The organism is Mesorhizobium sp. ES1-4 (genome assembly GCF_020164745.1).
Classification (GTDB): domain Bacteria; phylum Pseudomonadota; class Alphaproteobacteria; order Rhizobiales; family Rhizobiaceae; genus Mesorhizobium.
The window spans coordinates 283,348-304,612 of the sequence record NZ_JAIUGV010000003.1; the positions used below are offsets into that span (position 1 = coordinate 283,348).

The following is a 21,265-nucleotide window of genomic DNA, read 5'->3' on the forward strand; positions in this document are numbered from 1 at the left end:
ACCCATCTTGGGTTCTCGCATCGCCACCAGCGCCTCATGCTTCCCCCCATCTGCTGCTATGGAGTTGCAAAGCCTTTACCGCAGGTGATTTTCCGATGACGCAGAGGCACTCCCTTTCTTCAGAATGGCATAGCGGCGAAGAGGCGGGCTCGCAGCGCAAGTCAGGGATAAGCGTTCTGGGCGAGACTTCCTGGGGCATGCACATGTGCGTTTTCTACGAAACCGCGCAAGACCTGTTGGATGCCAACATCCCGTACTTTCAAGCGGGCTTGGAGAACAACGAGTTCTGCCTATGGGCGATCTCCGATCCGATCACTGCAGAAGGCGCCGCAGACGCGTTGCGAGCATCGATTCCCGATATCGACAAGCGCTTGTCCGCCGGTCAGATCGAAGTAGTTCGGGCTGCCGAATGGTACACGCCCAAAGGTGAGTTTGAGCTGAAACGGATTATCGGAAGCTGGAACGAAAGGCTCCGGAAGGCATTGGCGAAAGGCTATGACGGAATACGGATCAGCGGGAACGCATTCTGGCTCGGCACCGACCATTGGGAGAAGTTTTGCGAATACGAGCGTGACCTGGACCGGTCGGTAGCCGGCCAAAAAATGCTCGTCTTGTGCACTTACTCCATGGCAGCAAGCGGGATCGTGGACCTTCTCGAGGTTGCGCGCGCCCATCAAGGCACGATCATCAGGCAAAACAATGATTGGGAGTTTCTTGAGCCCCCTGAACTCAGGCAATCAAAGCAGCAGGGCGGGAAGCCCAACGGGGCGCCGGATACTCTGCCGAATCCCTTTCCGGGCCATGATGCGCTGACGGCAAGAGAACGGATCGTGTTGGCCCAGATCGCCAAAGGGCACTCAAGCAAGGAGATCGCCCGCGCCCTGAACATCGCCCCCCGAACCGTCGAGTTTCACCGCGAAAATCTAATTAGGAAGACCGGGGCTAGGAGCACCGTCGACCTCCTGCGTATCGTCCTGAGCGATTAGCGAACGAACACAAGAAGGTTCATCCCCGATATAGCTTCGGAAACTCCGCGAGCCTGCCAGCGAGTACTCATTTTCCGCGCAGCAGACTGGGGTCGATACGCTGGCGTGAAGATCGGCCCGAATGGTTTTCTGGCCCATCCATCCTGTGATTCCTCCCAGTAGAAAGTGTGACGCCGGCTGATAGTTTCTGGCTCGATTTCTGGACCCACACGTCTCGCAGGTGAGCCATGCCACCAAAATTCAAGGCCGGTTTCGGCGCGCTAGTCACCTCGACACCGAATGAACGCTCCGACTGGCTTCGCGACCACTTACCGGAAACGATCACGAATCGGCTACCTGATCTCTCACGAGACGGCGTGGCCGTTAGTGACCTGCGCGACAAGGATTGCCCGCTAGTTTACGTCAACCGCGCTTTCCAAGAGATTACAGGATACGTCACCAATGAGCTAGTCGGGAAAAACTGCCGCTTTTTGCAAGGTAGCGACCGGCTCCAGCCTGAAATACATGCTGTTAGCGAGGCAATTGCGAGGCGGACGAGCATATCCGTCACTTTGAGGAATTATCGCAAAGATGGCAGTCTGTTCTGGAATGATTTCCGACTTGTGCCGGTAAGTGCAGACGGGCAAGAGGCAACGCATTACATCGGGTTGATCCGCAACGTGACGGCGGGAAAAAATGCCGCAGAGCAGATCGAGCATAGTGCACGTTCGGACCTTCTGACAGGCGCCCTCAATCGGTATGCCTTCATAGAGGAAATTGGAAATCTCCTGATTGGCCGGCAGGAGCAGATCCTGATTTCCAAGATCGACATGGCAGGTTTCCATGACATCAACGAAGGTTACGGCTACGACATCGGCGATCAGGTCCTGAAACAGATTGCACAGCGGCTCGCCAGAGCGGGCATTGCCGTAGTCTCACGTACCGGCTCAGACGAATTTGGCGTTGCGCATCCGCTAACGCCAGGCCAAAGTGCCCAGGCTGTCAACGCGACAATCCGATCGGTCCTGTCACAGAGCTTCGTCGTTGCCGGAGCCACGATCAACATGCGGTTCGCCATGGGCTATGTCGTCGGTTCCCCAATGGCCGACGCGATGACTCTGGTCCGCCAAGCCGGCGTCGCCTTGCGTAGATCAAAGTCATCGGCCTTCCTTGAGGTTCGTGAATTCAAACCCGAGGATGAGCGGCAAGCGCGTAATCGACTACGCCTGACCCGCGAAATGCAGCAGGCACTGGCCAATGACGAGTTCGGCTTCTATTATCAGCCGCAGGTCGAGCTGAACGCGGGAACTCTGGTCGGTGCAGAGGCTTTGCTGCGCTGGCATCACGGCCTGTTTGGAACCCAGCAGCCCGGAAAATTCATCGAGCACGCCGAAGACACCGGTCTGATACTTGACATCGGGTCCCGCGGTTTGCGGGCGATCGTCGACTATGCGCAATTGACAAACGACCGCCGGGCGACCGCGCTCAAGTTTTCGATGAATGTCTCGGCCGTCGAATTCAAGCTTCGCGACATGCCGCAATTGGTTCACGAGGTGGTGTCCGAGCGCGGGGTCAATCCCGCGTGGATCACCCTTGAGCTCACCGAGAGCTTGATGGTCGAAAGCTCGGGAGAAATGCTGTCGATAATGAGGGATCTTCGTCAGCTTGGGGTTGGCCTCTCAATTGATGACTTTGGGACGGGCTACGCGAACCTGCGCTATCTCGAAGAGCTTCCTATTACGGAGATCAAGATCGATCGCACCTTCGTCACAGGCCTTCAAGAAAGCCGCTCCAAGCAGATCATTGTCGAATCGATCATCAGGATCTCGAACGAACTCGGATTTCGTGTTGTGGCGGAGGGAATCGAAACGGACGAGGATTGCGCACGTCTGCGGGACATGAATTGTCCCTTCGGACAGGGATTTTTCTTTGGCAAGGCCGTGGACGCCGCGACCTTTACCTCACTCTCGAGTAGGGTTGGAGAAGGTTAAGATCGTGGCGCTCCGAGCGCACCCCAGCCACGGCGTCGAGGTGGGAAGAGATCAAGATCGCCCGTTCAGAGCTTGTTTCCGGCGCAGAGCGACGTCGAGTCGAGCGTGAGACGATGTCAGATCTTGGGATGGAGGTCTCGGTTTCGCAACGTCCGAATAGAGGCGCATTGCCGTCGAAGCTCGATGACTCGGTGAAAGGCGGCTTGCGCGGCGTCGCAGCCCGAAACCCGGGAGCCCGTTTCCCACCCCCCAGCCCGAACTCGCAGCACAACAATACCGTCGCGCGAAGAGGTCATCCGCCGTACACGAATGCCCCCCTACGGCGTCAGATTTCAGTTCGTTCTCCCAAGAGCAAAGCGTCTTCGATATCGACGCCCAAATACCGCACTGTATTCTCGATCTTGGTATGCCCGAGCAGGATCTGAATCGCGTGCAGGTTGCCCGTCGCCTTGCAGATCATTGGAGCCTTTGTTCTGCGCAGAGAATGCGTGCCATAATCCGATGCTCGAAGCCCAATGGCAGTGTATTATGGATGCAAATCATGCCTGCCAGAACGGCTTTTGCAGTTCCGCCTCGACGCCAGCCAGGGTGAGACCGACGTCGTCGATCCGCTGAGGCCCATGTTCCGCCAGTCGCTTCAGCTCCTTGCGATAGTACATGCGCTCGCGCCAGACCGCGACAAGGCCGCGCAGGGCGATGAGTCTCGCCCAGACCGATGCCGGTCCAATCGTCCACGTCGGCTGTTCGCTGCAGAAAGATTGGTAGAATCTTGAGGTAAGAGAAAGCTGCGTGCTCATTTGGCTCGTCCTTTTCTTGGTGCTGCTAAAATCGATGACGCTACTTTGGCGGATGAGCGGACCTGCGTACTAAAGCGCGGCCGAAACTGTTCCGAAAAATTCCGAAACGTCTAATATGGCTGGATGCAACGGGTTCACCTCGCCTTTGGTCCGTTCGTGCTCGACCCTGAGAAGGGGACGCTCCTGCGGCAAGAGCTACCGATCTCCATCGGGCATCGCGGCATCACGCTGCTCGCCACGCTTGCAGCGCGGCCCGGCGACATCTTGACCAAGGCCGAGCTGATGGAAGCTGCCTGGCCGGACCTGGCGGTCGAGGAAAGCAATCTCACCGTCCAGATTGCGACGCTGAGGAAGGCACTCGGCCCTACCGACCAAGGTGGCGACTGGATCGCCACCGTGCCTCGCGTCGGCTACCGCTTCACCGCGCCTGTCGAGCGCGTGGAAGGTTCAGTGCAGCGAGCGATCGCGCCGTCCGGCAAACCCACCATTGCCGTGCTGCCCTTCGCCAATTTGAGCGGCGATCAGGACCAACAATATCTGAGCGACGGCATCACCGAAGATATCATTACCGAACTGGCGCGATACCGGTCGCTCGTGGTGATCGCGCGCAATTCATCTTTTCAGTTTCGTGGGCCAGCGCCGGATTCCGCGGAAGTCCACCGGCAACTCGGCGCGCGCTACCTCGTCGAGGGCAGCGTGCGACGGCTCGGGGACCGCATCCGGATCACAGCGCAACTGATCGACGGCGCCAGCGGCTTCCATTTGTGGGCTCAACGCTACGACAGGGCGCTTGAGGACATCTTTTCGGTTCAGGAGGAGGTGGCGGCCCTCGTGGCTTCAACCGTCCAAGGCGCTGCCGAGGCAGATGCGACTAGCCGCTCGCGGCGAACCCCGCCGGCCGATTGGGCCGCCTACGACTACTACTTGCAGGGTCGCGCGCACTACCATCAGTATGAAATGGACAAGGGCGAATCCATGTTCGCCCGGAGCGCCGAACTCGATCCGGCTTTTGCTCAAGGTCATGCCTATCTGGCGCAGTGCCTGGTTGCGCGATTCTGGTACGACCGCGATCCTCGTACGCTGCAAAGTGCCTTGCAGTCTGCGCGCACGGCGCTCCTGCTCGACCGGAATGACGGCATCTGCAACCAGAGCATGGGTCTCGTGCTCGTACATATGCGCCTGCACGGTGATGCCGGACTGCATTTCCAGCAGGCCCGTACGCTCAATCCGCACGACGTCAACATTGCCGGAGACTATGCAAGCTGGCTCAACTACGGCGGCCAACCTCAGCAGTCCTTGGCGGTCCTCGAAAGGGCCATACTGCTCGACCCGTTGCCCCCGGTCTGGTTCTGGGAGGTGAAGGGCAGCGCGCTCTTCCTGCTCGGCCGATATGCCGAGGCCATCGACGTTTATCGGAAGGCCGGCGACCAGTTCTTCATCCATGCCTTTCTTGCGGCGGCCTACGCACATCTGGGCGAGATGGAAAACGCGCATGTCGCGGTCAAGGCTACACTGAGCCGGCAACCGGACCTCTCGCTTGGCTACCTTGCCTACCTTCCCTTCGCAGACCCGGCATCCTTCGAGCTCTTCCTCTCCGGCTTCAGAAAGGCCGGCTTTTTATAGGATCCAGTCGGTCCGAGAACTCATCGCTGCATTTCGGTGCATGTGAGCAGTAGGAAGACGACGGCGATGATCATCGCCATAACAACCTCCCATACTGTAGGAACCTGACATCGGGGTCATTGCTGGATCAGGCCCATCGTCGAGCATGCGCTCATGTTAGTTCGGCGGACCGTCCGCTTTCGAGCGAAGGTAATGTTTGCCTCCGAGATGAGGGCGCGTTGCGGTCCGGTGGCTTGGTTCGCGGAAGCCGACGATCGGCTCTGGAGCGAACTAGCCAGAAGCCGCCATTCCGCTTTCGACCCGACGCGAGTCTGTCGCCCGGTAGCGTATATTGCGTTGAACTGCGGCGCAGGAGCTAGTGGCAGCTACGAGATGGGTGATTAACCAGGAGGTCTCTCCAGAATAGCTGGTGCAACAACCAAACCAGCGCTGATCTCACCGAACGGGAAGGCCGCAATCGGCGGACAGACCCATCTTGATGGTCACAATCTTAATTAGCGTATCCTTACGTTTGCCCTCGCCACGAACGCACATAAGGCGTACGTTTGCGGATCGCTGGCTGGGACCTGATAGAGCCTGCGACTGAGAGCGGGAGAATCCGCCTAAGAGACGGCGCGCTTCTAACTCGCCAGATTCCGAGCGCTCTCAAGATTTGCCCGCCTCGGCCGGCCTCTCCCTTGTACGATTCCGGCCGCTGTCACTTTTATGCCTGGAGGAGAAAACAGCTTTTCACACTGGAGGAGGAACCATTATGCATCATCTTGCACGCCGCGAATTCATCGTTCAAGGTAGCGCGGCCGTTGCCGCACTGGCGGTCTTCAATTCACAGTTTGCCCAAGCCTTTCCAAGCCGGGCGGGTGAGAGCGTGATCCCGTGGCTGGACCAGCCGCAACCCAATCCTGTTCCCGCGGTCATCCAGAGCCAGCTTGTCTGGGAGGATATGGATTCATGGGTGACGCCTAATAACAAGTTCTTCAGCATCGCTCATTTTGATCGGCCAAACATCGATGTGAATGCCTGGAAGCTGGAAATTGATGGGTTGGTGAAGAAGCCTCTGAGCCTGTCGCTCGCCGACCTCAAGGCGCGGCCGCGCCAAGAAGTGGCCTTCACGGTGGAATGTTCGGGCAATCATGGTTTTCCATTCTTTACCGGCGGCATTGGCAACGCCCGCTGGGCTGGCACGCCGCTCGCCGCCATACTTGAGGAGGCAGGGGTCAACGACAACGGCATCGAAGTTGTTTTCTGGGGCACTGACGTCGGTGACATCGCTCTCAAGGACAATAACCGCGACGTCAAGATGCATCAGAATTTCGCCCGCAGCATGTCGCTCGCCGACGCGATGAGCCCCAACAACATCCTCTGCTACGAGATGAATGGGGCCGCGCTGCCGCCACCCAACGGATCCCCGGTGCGACTCATCGCCCCCGGATGGTATGGCATCGCCAACGTCAAGTGGCTCAAGCGCATTGAGATACGCAACACGCGCTTCATGAGCCAATTGATGGCACGAGACTACGTCACCATCCGCGAGGAAGAGCACAATGGCGAGACGGTGTGGGCCGAGACCTCGGTCGGCCGTGCATTGCTGAAGTCGGCGCCTGCCAGAGTGACGCGTAGCGATGCCGGATACCGGATCAGCGGTGCAGCCTGGGGGGCCCCAATCGCCAAGGTCGAAGTGAAGGTTGATAACGGCCCATGGCTTGAAGCGACGATAGACCATGGTGAAGAAGCTGAATTCGCCTGGAAGGTGTGGTACCTCGACTGGAAAGACCCAGCAAAGGGCGAGCACACGGTCACCTCGCGTGCCACTGATATGGCGGGACAAATCCAGCCTGCCATGGATGATCCATGGATTACCAGGAAACATACATACTGGGAAAGCAACGGCCAGGTCACGCGTCGGATCGGCATTGTTTGAGAAGTCTACCAGTCGGCCGTGCCACCTCATCGAGGATCGATTTGACCTCATGCGGAACATGGGGTCATTTCGTCACTGTCAAGCAAGCGTATTCGCGTGTGCGGGATGACTTCCGCTTGGACGCGCAAAGCTGCGCTGCCTGTAGCGAATAGGTAGGCTCATTATGACCAAAGGCCGACCTTGGATCGCCTCTCGCTAACATTGTGGCCAAACTCAACTGGGAGAGTGGCCGTCTAATGCAGGGAAGGTATACACAAGCGGGACAACAGCGCCGCCAGTTCGGCCTGTCGGCACGTCCCCCCGAGACCCTCGGATTGTCACCTGATTGGTGACAATCCGCCCCAGGATCGACCAACGAGAACGGTCTTGCGTTCTGTTTCGCCGAAGCGAGCGTGGCCTCGGCATCCTTGCGGGTCGCGCGGAGCGGCCCCGCGGTACGGTATCGTTGTCAGACGGTGACAGCCCCGCGAGCAAGCGCGTTCCGTCTCTGCGGCACCACTTGTGTCACGACGCGACCTAGTTTCCCCTTGCGAGCTTGCAAGCTCGGTCGAACCCAGCCGGAGGCGGCAGCCATTCTTTGCCGCAGTGAATGAACGGCTGCTTTCGGGGGCCGCGACCGCCACTTCGAACGTCCGACATGAGGCGCAAAGCTGCCATCACAGCCTCAAAGGCGAAGTTCGGCTTTGGTTCAAAAAATGGTTGTTAGCCAACCAACCCGCATCGCGCATATCAGAGCGGCCGTCGCTTCGGGCTTAGACAATCGCGCTCACCCATAGCACCCCCGCTCCACCCCCAACCTTCTCACCAGCGCCAGCACCCCATCGATCGCCGGCGTCGGCTTGCCCGTCAGCCGGCCAAGTTCCTGCACCGCGCCCACCAGCGCGTCGATCTCCATCGGGCGGCCGCGTTCCAGGTCCTGCAGCATCGAGGTCTTGTGTTCGCCGACGTCGCCGGCGCCCCTGATGCGGCGGTCGACGTCTATGGGGAAGCGCACGCCGAGGCTTTCGCCGATTGCCTGCGCTTCCAGCATCATGGCGCGGGCGAGCGTGCGGGTGCCTTCGTCGGCGACGATCGCGGCAAGCGTGCTGCCGGTCAGCGCCGAGATCGGGTTGAAGGAGAGGTTGCCCCACAGTTTTATCCAGATCTCCGCGCGTATGTCGTCGCGCACCGGCGCCTGCAGCCCGGCCTTGACCATCTCGCCGGCCAGGAGCGTTGCCCGTTCGCTCTTCTCGCCCGAGGGTTCGCCGAGCGAGAAGCGCCTGCCCTCGACATGGCGGATGAGGCCGGGTGCGTCGACCTCGACGGCGGGGTAGACGACCGAGCCGATGACGCGCCGCGGGCCGAGCCGATCCCATATCGTGCCGCCGGGGTCGACCTGATGCAGCCTGTTGCCTTCGAGCGCGCCGCCTGTTTTGTAGAAATACCACCAGGGCACGCCGTTCTGCATGGTGAGGACCGATGTGTGGTCGCCGAGCAGCGGTGCGATCTGGTCGAGCGCGGGCGCGACGGAATGCGCCTTCAGCGCCAGCACGACGTAGTCCTGCGCGCCAAGCTCTTCCGCCTGGGCGGCGGCGCGGACGGGGGCGGTCGTTTCCTTGCCGTCCTCGATCAGGCGCAGGCCATTTGCCGCGATCGCTTCGAGATGCGCGCCGCGGGCGACGATCGACAGGTCGGTGCGGCCGGCGATGGCCAGCTTGGCCGCGAGATAGCCGCCGATGGCGCCGGCGCCGAAGATTGTGATCTTCATCGTAGTGAGCCTTTGATCCTATGCATGTCGTTATCTCGGCATGTCGCCATCTCGGAACCGAGGACACTTCCAAGCGACATGCATTCGTTTTCACGCAATTCCGGACGGAAAACCGCTACGCACTTTTCCTGGAATTGCTCTAGAGCCGGATGATTTCGGGTCGAGTCGACCTGAAATCTGAATCCGTCTCTAAATCAAAAGGATAGAGCATGATGTCGTCCGAAATCCGCTTCACACTTTTCGGCATCATGCTCTAGAACCCGAGCTTGGCGGCCAGCCCTATGCGCTGCAGCTTGCCCGTCGCGCCCTTGGGGATCTCGTCCAGGATCAGCACCTTGCGCGGCACCTTGAAGTCGGCGAGCCGGGCCGCGGCGTGGGCGCGGATATCGCCCTCGGTGGCGCTCATGCCTTCGCGCAGCACCACCGCCGCCGCCACCTCCTCGCCCAGCTTGTCATGCGGCATGGCGAAGGTGACGACCTGCGCCACCGCCGGGTGGTCCATCAGCACATCGTCGACCTCCAGCGGCGAGATCTTTTCGCCGCCGCGATTGATGATCTCCTTCAGCCGCCCGGTGACGCGGAGATATCCTTCGTCGTCGAGCACGCCCTGGTCGCCGGTGTGGAACCAGCCATGCGCGAAGGCCGTGGCGTTGGCGTCCGGGTTCTTCTCGTAGCCCGAGGTGACATTGGGGCCGCGAATGACGATTTCGCCGGTCTCGCCTGGCTCGAGCAGCCGCCCGTCCGGCGCCATGACGGCGACCTCGGGTCCGCCGGCGGCGCCGACGCTGCCCGGTTTGCGCAGGCCCGGCGGCAGCCGGTTCGACGCCATCTGGTGCGCGGCCTCGGTCATGCCGTAGGATTCGATGACCGGACAGCCGAAGGTCGCTTCCAGTTCGGCCATCACCTGCGCCGGCAGCGAGGCCGAGGACGAGCGGATGAAGCGCAGCGACGCTGCCGCCAGCGCTTCGGCATTGCGCGGCGCGCGCGCCAGGATCGCCTGGTGCATGGTCGGCACGGCCGTGTACCAGCTCGGCCTGGCGTCGCCGAGCCATTGGAAGAAGCGCAGCGCGTTGAAGCCCGGCGTACAGTAAATGCTGCCGCCCGATGCCAGCGACGACAGCACCGCCGCAATCAGACCGTGAATGTGGAACAGCGGCATGATGTTAAGGCAGCGGTCGTTGGCCGTCAGGCCAAGCGTCGCGCCGATATGGCGGGCGGAGGCCGCGACATTAGCGTGGCTGAGCGGCACCAGCTTGGGCCGCGACGTGGTCCCCGACGTGTGCAGCAGCAGCGCGATGTCGCCGTCCCCAGCCATGTCGGGGCCCGCCCGCGGACCGACCGCCGCGCCCTCGATGGTGAAGCTGCCGGCCGGCGCGCCAGCCGGCGCGATCAGCCGCAGCACGCCGATGCCGAGGCGCTCGGCCACCGTCACCGCCGGACCAGTCTCGTTCTCGGCGACGAGGATCGCCCTGGCGCCGATGTCCGTCAGGTAGAAATCGAGTTCGTCGGCCCGGTAGGCGGGATTGAGGGGAGCCGTCGAGGCTGTGGCCGCCACCGCGATGAAGGCCGTCGCCATCTCCGGCCCGTTCGGCAGCACGATCGCCACCCGGTCGCCACGGCCGATACCGAGCGCATGGAGTTGCGTGGCGGTCGTCGCGATCAGCGCGCGCAGCCCGCCATGGGTCAGCGTGGGCCTGTCGGGAGCCAGGATCGCCGGCGCATCATCGGCGCCTGCGACGAGGCGATGGGAGAGGTCTGTGTGGGTCCGGGTCATGTTCATCGGCCATGTTTCATGTGACTGCTTGTGAAAGTCCAGCGCGCCAAGTGTCGACGTTGGCACCGCGCCCATCTATCCCTCAATATCCCAGCGCCATCCCATCCTTGCGCGGATCCGAGGCGCCGGTCAGCGTGCCCTTTTCCCAGTCGATCAGAACCGCCTGGCCGCCGCCGAGCGGATGCTGCGGCTCGGTGACGGAGTGGCCGCGCCGGCGCAGGCCTTCGACCGCCTCAGTAGGCACGCTACGCTCGGCCTCCACCATGCCCTCATTGTAGAACACGCGCGGTGCATCGAGCGCCTGCTGCGGGTCCATGCCGAAATCGATCATGTTGGTCAGAAGATGGACATGGCCGAACGGCTGGTAGCCGCCGCCCATGACGCCGAACGGCATCACCACGCGGCCGTTCCTCGTCGCCATGCCGGGCATGATCGTGTGCATCGGCCGCTTGCCGGGCGCGATGGCATTGGGGTGCTCCGGATCGAGGCGGAAGCTCGAGCCGCGATTCTGCAGCACCACACCGGTCTTCGGACCGACGACACCGCTGCCGAAGGAATAGTAGGTCGAGTTGATGAAGGAGACCGCGTTGCGGTCGCGGTCGACGATCGAGATGTAGACCGTGTCGCTGCCCAGCAATTGCACGTCCGGCAGGTGGGTCATGGCGTGCTCGCGGTCGATCTCGGCGCGCAGCCGGTCGGCATAGGTGGCCGACAGGAGCTCCTTCACCGGCACCGGGACATGGTCCTGGTCGCCGACGAAGCGGTCGCGATCGCGGTAGGCCAGCCGCCCCGCCTCGATCTCCAGGTGCAGGCGCTCGGCGCCGTTGGGCTCGAGGCCGCCAAGCTTGAACCCCGACAGCACGTTCAGCATCAGAAGCGCCGTCAGGCCCTGGTTGTTCGGCGGCATTTGATGGATTTCGAACCCGCCATAGGAGGTGCTGACCGGCGCCATGTAGCCGCCCCGGGTGGCGGCGAAATCCTCATGCGAATGCAGCCCGCCCAATTCCTTGAGCCGGCGCACCATGTCGTCAGCGACCGCGCCTTCGTAGAATCCGGCGCGGCCGTGCTTCGCGATTATCCGCAAGGTGGCGCCGAGTTCCGGCTGGCGGTGGACGTCGCCCGCCTTCGGCGCCTTGCCGCCCGGCAGGAAGGCGCGGGCCGCATGTTCGTCGGCGGAAAGGTCGGTTTCCGGGTCGGCCCAGTCGAAGGCGACGCGGTCGTGCACGACATAGCCGTTCTCGGCATAGTGGATCGCCGGCGCCAGCACTTCCGCCAGGCTCTTGCTGCCATGGTCTTCCAGCAGCTGGCACCAGGCGTCGATGGCCCCCGGCACGGTCACCGCGTGAGGCCCCTGTTTGGGAAGCTCGCTGAAACCCTGCTCCAGATACCAGTCGACGGTCGCGGCCGCCGGCGCCCGGCCGGAGCCGTTGAAGGCGAGCACTTCGCTCTGTCCTCTGGGGCAGTACAGCACGAAGCAATCGCCGCCGATGCCGGTCGATTGCGGCTCGACCACACCTTGCACGGCGGCGGCGCAGATGGCGGCATCCATGGCATTGCCGCCGGCGCGCAGCATCTCGATGGCCGCTAGCGTCGAGAGCGGATGCGATGTCGCGGCCATCGCTTCCGTGGCACGAACCGGCGAGCGGCCGGGAAACTGGAAATCACGCATTTTGGTCTGGGTATCCCCTGGTCACTTCTGCGAATGGGTCCGAAATCAATGCCGCCGCCCGAAGATCTGCGCCAGCGACAACAGCAGGACAGATAGCGCGATCAGGCAGGTCGAGATGGCGGCGATGGTCGGGTCGATCTGGTCGCGCAGCGCGCTGAACATGCGGCGCGTCAAGGTCGTGGTCTCGCCGCCCGAGATGAACAGCGACACGACAACCTCGTCGAAGGAGGTGATGAAGGCAAACAGCGCCCCGGAGACGATGGAGAAGCGGATCTGCGGCATTGTCACCTGCCAGAACGCGGCGACGCGTCCCGCGCCCAGGCTGCGCGCCACGCGCTCCTGGTTCATGTCGTAGGAGCGCAGGCCCGAAAGCACCGTCAGCACCACCAGCGGCAGCGCCTGCACGGTATGCGCGACGACAAGGCCGGTCAGCGTGTTGTTGAGGCCGATGCGCGCATAGAGGAAGAAGGTGCCGATGCCGATCAGGATCACCGGGATGATGAGCGAGGCTGTCAGCAGCGCGTTGATGGTGCCGTTGAAGCGCAGCGTGCCCCGGTTGATCGCGTAGGCCGCCGCGGTGCCGAGCGGCGTCGCCATCAGCACGGTCATAATGGCCACTTTCACCGACACGATCGTGGCGTCGCGCCATTCCAGCGACTGGAAATAGCTCTGGTACCAGCGCAGCGACCATTGCCGCGGCGGGAATTGCAGCAGCGTCGAATCCGAAAACGACATGATGACGATGATGACCGACGGCGCGATCAGGAACAACAGCACGAGCCCGCCGAGGCCGTAAAGCCAAAGGCGTTGCCGGTGCGAGATCGGCAGGCCGATATCTGCACTCATCGCGAACTCCATACGCCGGTGGCGCGCGCGCCAAGCAGCCACTGGAACAGGCCCAGAAGCGCCAGCGTGACCACCAGCAGCACCACACCGAGCGCCGCGCCGGCGCCCCAGTTGGAATAGAGGCTGGTGGTCTGTTCCATGCGCATCGCCCACATGACCACCTTGCCGCCGCCCATCAGCGCCGGCGTGACGAAGAAGCCGAGGCACAGCACGAAGACGATGACCACGCCGGAGGCGAGGCCGGGCAGCGACAGCGGAAAGAATATCTGCCGGAAGGTGGCGGCCGGGCCGGCGCCGAGATTCATGCCGGCGCGCAGGCAGTCGGTGTCGATGGTCTTCATCGAGGCATAGAGCGGCAAAACGAGAAACGGCAGCAATATGTGGGTCATGCCGATGACGACGCCTGAAAAATTGTTGGCGAGCGACAGCGGCTGGCTGATCACGCCGAGGTCGATAAGCCAGCTGTTGATCAGGCCCTTGCGCTGCAGGATCACCAGCCAGGCATAGGTGCGCACCAGCACCGACGTCCAGAACGGCAGGATGACGAAGATCAGGCAGATCGATGCCGCCCGACGCGGCAACTGCGACAGCATATAGGCCAGGGGATAACCAAGAAGCACGCAGGCGCCGGTGACGATGAAGGCGACCTTGAACGTGGTGACGAAGGTCCTGATGTAGGAGGCCTGCTCGAAGAAGCGCGCGTAATTGGCGGCGCTCAAGGCACCGGACTCGTCGAACAGCGACAGCCAGAACAGCCAGCCGATGGGCACGATGATGATGGCGCAGACAAGGAACAGGCTCGGCGCCAGCAGCACCATCAGCCTGAGCTGCTCGCGCCGCGCATCGGCGCGCAGCACTTGCGCGTTGAGATGCTGCCCCGCCGGGCCGGCAGCCTCGTTCAGGAGGGCGGATTGCACGCTCATCCCTCGGCCGCCACCAGGATCGTGTCCTTCGCGTCGAGGCCGAGCATGATCGGCTGGCCGGGCGCCGGCAGCCTGGCCAGCACATCGCTGCGGCAATAGTCGCGCAGCGTCAGCTGGCGGCCGTCGCTCAGGCTGGCATAGCAGACGAAACTGTCGCCCTGGTAGATGATGTCGCCGACCGTCGCATCGAGCACATTGATGCCGGTCGACGCCTCGCCAGCCATGACCAGCCGCAGCTTCTCCGGTCGCACCACCATGAGATGCTGACCAGCCGGCGGCGTCGGCGCGCCGGTCTGGATCCGCCTGTCCCCATACCAGACCGACCCGTTGCGGCTTTCGACCGGGATGAAATTCGATTCGCCGATGAAGCCGGCTACGAATTGCGTCTTCGGCGCGGCATAGAGGGTTTCGGGCCGGTCGAGCTGTTCGATGCGTCCGCCGTTCATGACGGCGATGCGGTCCGACATGGTGATGGCTTCGCGCTGGTCGTGTGTGACATAGACCGTCGTCATGCCAAGACGGCGATGAAGCGCGCGCAGCTCGATCTGCATATGCTCGCGCAGGCCCTTGTCGAGCGCCGACAGCGGTTCGTCCATCAAGACGATGCGCGGTTCGAAGACAATGGCGCGCGCAAGGGCCACGCGCTGGCGCTGGCCGCCGGAAAGCTGGTCGACACGGCGCTCGCCCAGCCCATGCAGCTTCACCAGCTCCAGCGCCTTTCCCACCCGTTCGGCGGTTTCGGCGGCCCCGACGCCGCGCTGCTTCAGCGGGAAGGCAATGTTGTGGAAGACGTTCATATGCGGAAAGAGCGCGTAGTTCTGGAACACCATGCCGATGTTGCGCCTGTGCGGCGGCGTGGTGATGATCTCGTCGCCGCCGACCTTGATGCTCCCGGCATTGGCCCGGACGAAACCGGCCAGGATCATCAGCAGCGTCGTCTTTCCCGATCCCGAAGGCCCAAGCAGCGTCAGGAACTCGCCGGCCTCGACATCGAGGTTCAGGTCGCGCAGCACGGCCATGCTGCCAAATCGTTTCTCGATCCGACGCATGCTGATCGGCAGCGCGGATGGTGCAATGGACAAGATTGTATTCTCCCGGGCAAAGACTGAAGGAGCGGGGCGACGCTGCCGCCGCCCCGCAGTGTCAGGGTTTCGGCCTATTGCTGGATCAGGTTGCTGAACTTTTCCGTCGCCTCGACGAGGTTGTCGCGCCAGAACTCAGCGTCCTGCAGCACCTGCTTCTTGACGTTTTCGGGCGCCGAGTTGATGTCCTTGATCCTTTCGGGCGGGATCTTGCCGGTCTCGAAAGCCTTCTCGTTGACCGGACCATTGTCGACATAGAGCGGCAGATTGGCCTGCAGTTGCGGGCTGACGAACATGGCCAGCGCCTTCATCGCCGCCTCCTTGTTCTTGGCGCCCTTGGGGATGACCATGCAGTCCGCGGTCAGCACACCCTGGTCGAAGGAGAAGCTGACTGGCGCGCCTTCCTTCTTCAGGGTGCCGGCGCGGCCGTTCCAGATGCTCGCCATGTCGACTTCGCCATCCTTCACCAGTTGCATGGCCTGCGCGCCTGACGTCCACCAGGCATCGACATGGCCGCGGATCTTGTCGACCGATTTCAGCGCGCCGTCGATGTCGACGGGATAGACCTTGTCGATCGGCAGGCCCGAGGCGAGCGCCGCGACGCTCAGCGTCTCCGTCGCCTGGCTGCCGCTCAGAGCGCGCCGTCCCGGAAATTTCTCGACATTCCAGAAGTCGGCCCATGTCTTCGGGCCCTTGTCGCCGAAGACATCGGTCCGGTAGATCAGCACGACGGAGGTGTAGGAAATGCCGACCCAGTCGTCATGCACCAGCTTCGGGTTGATGCCGCTCTTGTCGATGACGCCGTAATCCAGCTTCTCGAACAGCCCTTCCTTGGAGCCGCGCGCGCATTCGTCGGCGCCGAGTTCGGTGATGTCCCACTTGACGGCATTGCCGGTCACCTGCAGCCGCACGTCGTCGAGGCCGTTGGTGGTGTCTTCCTTGATGGTGATGCCAAGCGCATCGGCGGTCGGCTTGAAGAAGGCCTTGGCCTGCGCCTCCTGATAGGTGCCGCCCCATGAGGCGACGGTGATCGTGTCCGCGGCGACGGCGGGCACTGCCACGGAAGCAACGAGGCCGGCTATCGCGATGGTTCTGAAGCTGGTGGTCCTGTTCATTTCGGTTCTCCGACCGGTGTTCCCATTTGTTTTGATTTAGCATGCGATTTTGTATACAATTTTGAGTGTAGCTTCGGAAGCGTCGATGTCAACACCGCTTGCTGCGGCCAGGATCGGCGGTGGGCAACGAGCAGGGGCGTGGCAAAGCGCGCCGACTTTGACTACAGCTACGCCTGAGAACATATCGACTTCCGGTGCAAGGACCGGGGAACTGGAAACGGAATTTGGCCAAGGAACCGAAAAACACGCTGCGCGACTCTGTCTATTCCGCGCTCAAGGCGATGATCGTGACCGGCCAGATTCCGCCGGGTTCGCGCGTCACCGAAAGCGACATCGCCGCGAAACTCAATGTCAGCCGCACGCCTGTGCGCGAAGCCTTCAACCGGCTCGAGCGCGACGGACTGGTCACCGGCCGACCGCGCCAGGGCTATGCGGTCACCGAATTCGACATCAACATGTTCCGCGAAGCCTTCGACATCCGCGAACTTCTCGACGGCCATGCGACCGAACTCGCGGCCGCGGCCGCGACCGAGAAAGACAAGGCGCGGCTGCGCGCCATGCTGGCCGAGTGCGAGCGGCTGGCCGCCCTTCCGGACCGCACGACGCGCGAAAAATTCCAGGAACTGGAGGTCGGTATCGACCTGCACCGCGTCATTGCCGAAATCAGCGGCAACGCGATGCTGCACGGCATGCTGTGCGGCATCCTCGACAAGTGCCAGCATTACGTCTGGACCGAACTTTTGTGGCTCGATGAGTGGAAGATCGCCCGCGACGAGCATGCCGAGATCGTCGAGGCGATCTGCGCCGGCGACGCCGTCAAGGCCGGCGCCCTTGCCCGTGCGCATGTACGCGGCTCGCGCGAGAACGTGCTGCGCCTGCTGCAGGCGAAATCGGACTACCGGAGTTTTCTGGCCAAGGCCTCCTGAGCGGGACGGCCGCTGCCTCTACCAGGCCCAGCTGCCCTTTCCGAGCGTGGTCACCGCGCCGACGATACGGGTGAAGCTCGCGCGGGCACGACCGACGGTATGCCTGGCCCTGAGATAGCCATGTACAAGGCCCGGCTCCTCGAACCAGGTGGCGCGCCCGCCCGCCGCGACGATGCGGTCGCGATAAGCCTCGCCATCGGATGACAGCGGGTCGCACTCGGCGGTAATCAGCACGGTCGGCGGCAGATTGGCGAAATCGGCATCGGCCAGCGGCGACAGCGTGACGTCACCGGTCCGGTCCACGCCCCCGGTGCGGATGTGCTTGTAGAATTCGAGGTCGCGCACTGTCAGCATCGGCGCTTCGGCGTGTGTCACATAGGAGCCGCGCGAGCGATCGCCGCCGAGGCCGGGATAGACCAGCACCTGGCCGACCGGCTTCCTCGCACGGCCACGCGTGGCGTGCGCAACGGCGGCGCAAAGATTGCCGCCGGCGCTGTCGCCGCACAGTATGACAGGGCAGTCGTAGGTCCCGGCGGCCCATTCGAAGGCGCTCATCGCATCATCGAAAGCAGCCGGATGCAGGTGCTCCGGCGCCAGCCGGTAGTCGACCGAGACCACCTCATGGCCGGTGCGGCCGCAAAGCTCGGCGCAGACATCGTCATGGCTGTCCAGCCCGCCGAGGATGAAGCCGCCGCCATGGATGTAGACCACCATGGCGGCCGCGTTTGGCGTCGCGTTGTGATAGATGCGGATCGGGATATCGTGCGAGGGTGTCGCTATAGCGGAGGTTTCGACCGCGACGCCCTCGGGGTAGCCGGCAAAGAACTCGCGGCACATGCGGTCATAGATTTCGCGCTGCTGGGCGATCGTATAATCGATGGTGTCGGGCGGATAGTAGGAATTGGTCCGCTCGATGAAAGCCCAGGTCTCGGCATCGATGAGTTTTGCGTAGTCGGTCATGGGTGCCGGGTACATTGCCAGAACCGAGCCCAGGCAGGACAGAGGAGGGTGTGACGGAACGCCATCATCGCCGGGTTATCTCCCCTTCCACACCGGCTCGCGCTTTTCGGCAAAAGCCCGGAAACCTTCCATGCCGTCCTCCGAGCCGTAAAGCGCGTCGACAGTCGGCAACTGCCGGCGCGTCACCTTGTTCATCGCATCCTGGAAAGTCAGCGATTCTGCCACCCGCGCCGTCTCCTTGATCGCCGCGAACACCAGCGGCGGGCCGCTGGCGAGCAGCCGGGCGATCTCCCAGACCCGGTCCTCGAGCTTTTCCTTGGGCAGTACCTCGTTGACTAGGCCCCAGCGATGCGCCTCGGCGACATCCATCCAGCGGCCGGTGAGCAGCAGGTCCATGGCGACATGATAGGGGATGCGCTTCGGCAGCTTGATCGTCGCGGCGTCCGCCAGCGTGCCGGCGCGGATTTCGGGCAGCGCGAAGGACGAATGATCGGAGGCGTAGATGAGGTCGCAGGAAAGCGCCAGTTCGAAGCCGCCGCCGACCGCCATGCCGTTGACGCAAGCGATGACCGGCTTGTTGAGGTCGCGCAGTTCCTGCAGGCCGGCAAAGCCACCGACGCCATAGTCGCCGTCGACCGCGTCGCCGCCGGCGGCGGCCTTCAGGTCCCAGCCGGCGCAGAAGAACTTGTCGCCCGCGGTCTTGACGATGGCGACGCGCAACTCCGGGTCGTCGCGGAACGCCTTGAAGGTCTCGCCCATAAGCCGCGAGGTTTTCAGGTCGATCGCGTTGGCCTTGGGACGGTCGAGCGTGACCTCGAGGATCGTGCCCTCGCGGCGGGTGGAAATGACGTCAGACATTCTTGTTCTCTCCCAAAACCAGCAGCGCGTCGGCGATCCAGGCGCCCTTGCCTTGCGTGCAGACGATCAGCGGATTGATGTCGAGTTCCTCGATCTCGCCGGCATTTTGCTGCACGAAACCGGCGATGCCCGCTATGGCGTCGATGGCGGCCTGTACATCGGCCTTTGGCCGGCCGCGATAGCCTTCGAGCAGCGGGAACAGTTTGAGGCCGCGCAACGCGGCCTCGATATCGTCGCGGGTCGCCGGCAGCATCAGTGTGACGCTGTCGCGCAGCAACTCGACCAGCACGCCGCCGGTGCCCAACGTCATCACCGCGCCGAACATTGGATCGCGGGTGAAGCCGACGATCAGTTCGGCGACGCCATCACGCACCATGCGCTCGACATAGAGCCCGGTGCCGAGCGGCAAGAGGTCGTGCGCCGCCGTGCTGACCGATTCGGCGTCCTTGAGGTTTAGCCTGACGGCGCCGACTTCCGACTTGTGGGTGACGCCAAGGGCTTTCAGGGCGACGGGGAAGCCAAGCGCCATCGACGAGATCACCGCCTCGACCGCATTGCCGGCGCGCTCGCCTTTCGGCACGGAAAGCCCGGCCTTGATCAGCCGTGCCTTGGCTTCGGCTTCATCGGGCGTAACGCGCGGCGCGTCGGATGCGCCGGCGGCCCTCGTATCGACCGGCTGCGCCTGCGGCTCGCGCCAGGCCCAGCCGATGAAGGCCGCCGCCTGGGCGGCGTCCATCGCTTCTGAAATGCCGAACAGTGGCACCATGCCTCGCGCCATCAACTCGGCCGTGTATTCCTCCGGCAGGTTCTCGGGCAGCGAGGAGACGATGGCGCCATGCGCCTTGTTGGTCTTCAGCGCCGATTCGAAAGCGCGCAGCGTCGCCCACCAGTCGGTGACCGAGCAGCGGTCGGGGCGTGGGAAGTCGAGCACCAGCATGTTGAGGTCGAAGCCGCCCGATACCATGGCGGTGAAGGTGGCCGTCATCGCCGGCTCGTTGTTCCAGATGAAGGTGTGGTAGTCCAACGGGTTGGCGACCGCGACCAACGGCCCGAGCGTCGATTTGACATGGGCGCGATGGGTGTCGGTCAGCACCGGGAAGTTGACCCAACGGCCTTCGGCGCTGTCGGCCATGACCGACGCCTCGCCGCCCGAACAGCTCATCGATGAGAGCGTGTAGCCAGGCAACGGACCGGTGATGTGCAGCAGCTTCAGCGCCTCGATGAAGGCGGGGATCGAATCGACGCGGGCGATGCCGAGCCGCCTGAGGAAGGCGCCGGAAGCCGCGTCCGAGCCGGCAAGCGAGGCGGTGTGCGATACGGTCGCCTGACGCGCCTGTTCGGAGCGGCCGACCTTCATGGCGATGATTGGTTTTCTGAGCTCCCGCGCCCTGGCGGCCAGGCGCTCGAAGCCGGCTACCGAATCGAAGGCCTCGATGTGCAGGCCGAGCGAGGTAACGCGTTCGTCCTCGATCAGGCCGAGCGCCATTTCGGAGAGTCCGGTCTGCGCCTGGTTGCCGGCGGTCATCAGGAAGGCGATCGGCAGGCCACGCTTCTGCATCGTCATGTTGATGGCGATGTTGGACGATTGGGTGATGATGGCGACGCCCTTGCCGCCTTCGTCCAGCCTGATGCCGCCATGCTGGTCGGGCCACAGCAGCGCGCCGTCGGCATAGTTGATCAGGCCGTAGCAGTTCGGCCCGATGATCGGCATCTGGCCGGCAGCGGCGACCAGTTCGGCCTGCAGCCGTTCGCCATCCTCGTCATAGGCCTCGGTCTCGAGGAAGCCGGCGGCAAAGCAGACGGCGCCGCCGGCGCCGCGTTCGGCCAACGCCTTGATCACCTCGATGGTCAAGTGCCGGTTGACGCCGACGAAGGCGGCGTCGGGCGCGCCGGGCAGATCGGCCACCGAACGATATGCCTTGCGGCCCGCGATCTCGTCCTTGGTCGGATGCACCGGCCAGATCTCGCCGGCAAAGCCCATCTTGATCGATTGCGCGACGACCGCGGCGGCCTGCACGCCGCCGAAGACGGCGATCGATTTCGGCCGCAGGAGACGCTCCAATTTATGCAT

General features: G+C 63.0%; 16 protein-coding genes and 1 pseudogene. 5 read left to right on the forward strand and 12 right to left on the reverse strand.

Annotated elements, in window-relative coordinates; all coding sequences use genetic code 11:
* Positions 1-95: 95 nt before the first annotated feature.
* Complete coding sequence (locus tag LB556_RS07315) at positions 96-986, forward strand: MEDS domain-containing protein (protein ID WP_224565556.1); 891 nt, start codon at positions 96-98, stop codon at positions 984-986.
* A 227-nt stretch (positions 987-1,213) separates the two neighbouring features.
* Positions 1,214-2,956 carry a putative bifunctional diguanylate cyclase/phosphodiesterase gene (locus tag LB556_RS07320; protein WP_224565558.1) on the forward strand — a complete coding sequence of 581 codons (1,743 nt, stop codon included), beginning with the start codon at positions 1,214-1,216 and terminating at the stop codon, positions 2,954-2,956.
* Positions 2,957-3,281: 325 nt separating this feature from the next.
* On the opposite strand, the pseudogene LB556_RS07325 reads toward LB556_RS07320, so the two are convergent.
* Both LB556_RS07325 and LB556_RS07330 read right to left on the reverse strand, forming a co-directional pair.
* Positions 3,282-3,479: pseudogene (locus LB556_RS07325) on the reverse strand (integrase); the annotation flags it as partial.
* A gap of 16 nt (positions 3,480-3,495) precedes the next feature.
* A complete protein-coding gene (locus LB556_RS07330) occupies positions 3,496-3,753 on the reverse strand; it encodes a DUF1127 domain-containing protein (RefSeq protein WP_224565560.1) in 258 nt (85 codons plus the stop codon).
* 123 nt (positions 3,754-3,876) lie between these two features.
* Between LB556_RS07330 and LB556_RS07335 the strand changes: the two genes are divergently transcribed.
* Positions 3,877-5,376 carry a winged helix-turn-helix domain-containing tetratricopeptide repeat protein gene (locus tag LB556_RS07335; protein ID WP_224565562.1) on the forward strand — a complete coding sequence of 500 codons (1,500 nt, stop codon included), beginning with the start codon at positions 3,877-3,879 and terminating at the stop codon, positions 5,374-5,376.
* 751 nt (positions 5,377-6,127) lie between these two features.
* Entirely contained in the window at positions 6,128-7,294 is a 1,167-nt protein-coding gene (locus tag LB556_RS07340; RefSeq protein ID WP_224565564.1) for a sulfite oxidase, read from the forward strand.
* Between the two features lie 766 nt (positions 7,295-8,060).
* On the opposite strand, the gene LB556_RS07345 is transcribed toward LB556_RS07340, so the two are convergent.
* From LB556_RS07345 to LB556_RS07375, 7 genes are all read right to left on the reverse strand, one after another.
* Positions 8,061-9,041, reverse strand: coding sequence for a 2-dehydropantoate 2-reductase (locus LB556_RS07345; RefSeq protein WP_224565566.1), 981 nt, complete (start codon positions 9,039-9,041; stop codon positions 8,061-8,063).
* A 253-nt stretch (positions 9,042-9,294) separates the two neighbouring features.
* Positions 9,295-10,821: an acyl--CoA ligase gene (locus tag LB556_RS07350; protein WP_224565569.1), complete on the reverse strand. Its 1,527-nt coding sequence runs from the start codon at positions 10,819-10,821 to the stop codon at positions 9,295-9,297.
* A gap of 76 nt (positions 10,822-10,897) precedes the next feature.
* A complete protein-coding gene (gene ggt / locus LB556_RS07355; RefSeq protein WP_224565570.1) occupies positions 10,898-12,484 on the reverse strand; it encodes a gamma-glutamyltransferase in 1,587 nt (528 codons plus the stop codon).
* Positions 12,485-12,529: 45 nt separating this feature from the next.
* Positions 12,530-13,330 carry an ABC transporter permease gene (locus LB556_RS07360; RefSeq protein ID WP_224565572.1) on the reverse strand — a complete coding sequence of 267 codons (801 nt, stop codon included), beginning with the start codon at positions 13,328-13,330 and terminating at the stop codon, positions 12,530-12,532.
* The gene (locus LB556_RS07365; RefSeq protein ID WP_224565574.1) at positions 13,327-14,253 is read right to left on the reverse strand and encodes an ABC transporter permease; all 927 of its coding nucleotides are present in this window, start codon (positions 14,251-14,253) and stop codon (positions 13,327-13,329) included. Before LB556_RS07365 ends, LB556_RS07360 begins: the two co-directional genes overlap by 4 nt.
* Positions 14,250-15,335, reverse strand: coding sequence for an ABC transporter ATP-binding protein (locus LB556_RS07370; protein WP_224565576.1), 1,086 nt, complete (start codon positions 15,333-15,335; stop codon positions 14,250-14,252). The genes LB556_RS07365 and LB556_RS07370 overlap by 4 nt, the downstream gene beginning before the upstream one ends.
* A 74-nt stretch (positions 15,336-15,409) precedes the next feature.
* A complete protein-coding gene (locus LB556_RS07375) occupies positions 15,410-16,450 on the reverse strand; it encodes an ABC transporter substrate-binding protein (protein ID WP_224565578.1) in 1,041 nt (346 codons plus the stop codon).
* 224 nt (positions 16,451-16,674) lie between these two features.
* On the opposite strand from LB556_RS07375, the gene LB556_RS07380 reads away from it, so the two are divergent.
* Positions 16,675-17,376: a GntR family transcriptional regulator gene (locus LB556_RS07380; protein ID WP_224565580.1), complete on the forward strand. Its 702-nt coding sequence runs from the start codon at positions 16,675-16,677 to the stop codon at positions 17,374-17,376.
* Between the two features lie 18 nt (positions 17,377-17,394).
* Here the strand turns inward: LB556_RS07380 and LB556_RS07385 are convergent, their stop codons facing one another.
* From LB556_RS07385 to LB556_RS07395, 3 genes are all read right to left on the reverse strand, one after another.
* Complete coding sequence (locus LB556_RS07385) at positions 17,395-18,336, reverse strand: alpha/beta hydrolase (RefSeq protein ID WP_224565964.1); 942 nt, start codon at positions 18,334-18,336, stop codon at positions 17,395-17,397.
* A gap of 75 nt (positions 18,337-18,411) precedes the next feature.
* Complete coding sequence (locus tag LB556_RS07390; protein ID WP_224565582.1) at positions 18,412-19,194, reverse strand: carnitinyl-CoA dehydratase; 783 nt, start codon at positions 19,192-19,194, stop codon at positions 18,412-18,414.
* Positions 19,187-21,265 carry an acetate--CoA ligase family protein gene (locus LB556_RS07395; RefSeq protein WP_224565584.1) on the reverse strand — a complete coding sequence of 693 codons (2,079 nt, stop codon included), beginning with the start codon at positions 21,263-21,265 and terminating at the stop codon, positions 19,187-19,189. Before LB556_RS07395 ends, LB556_RS07390 begins: the two co-directional genes overlap by 8 nt.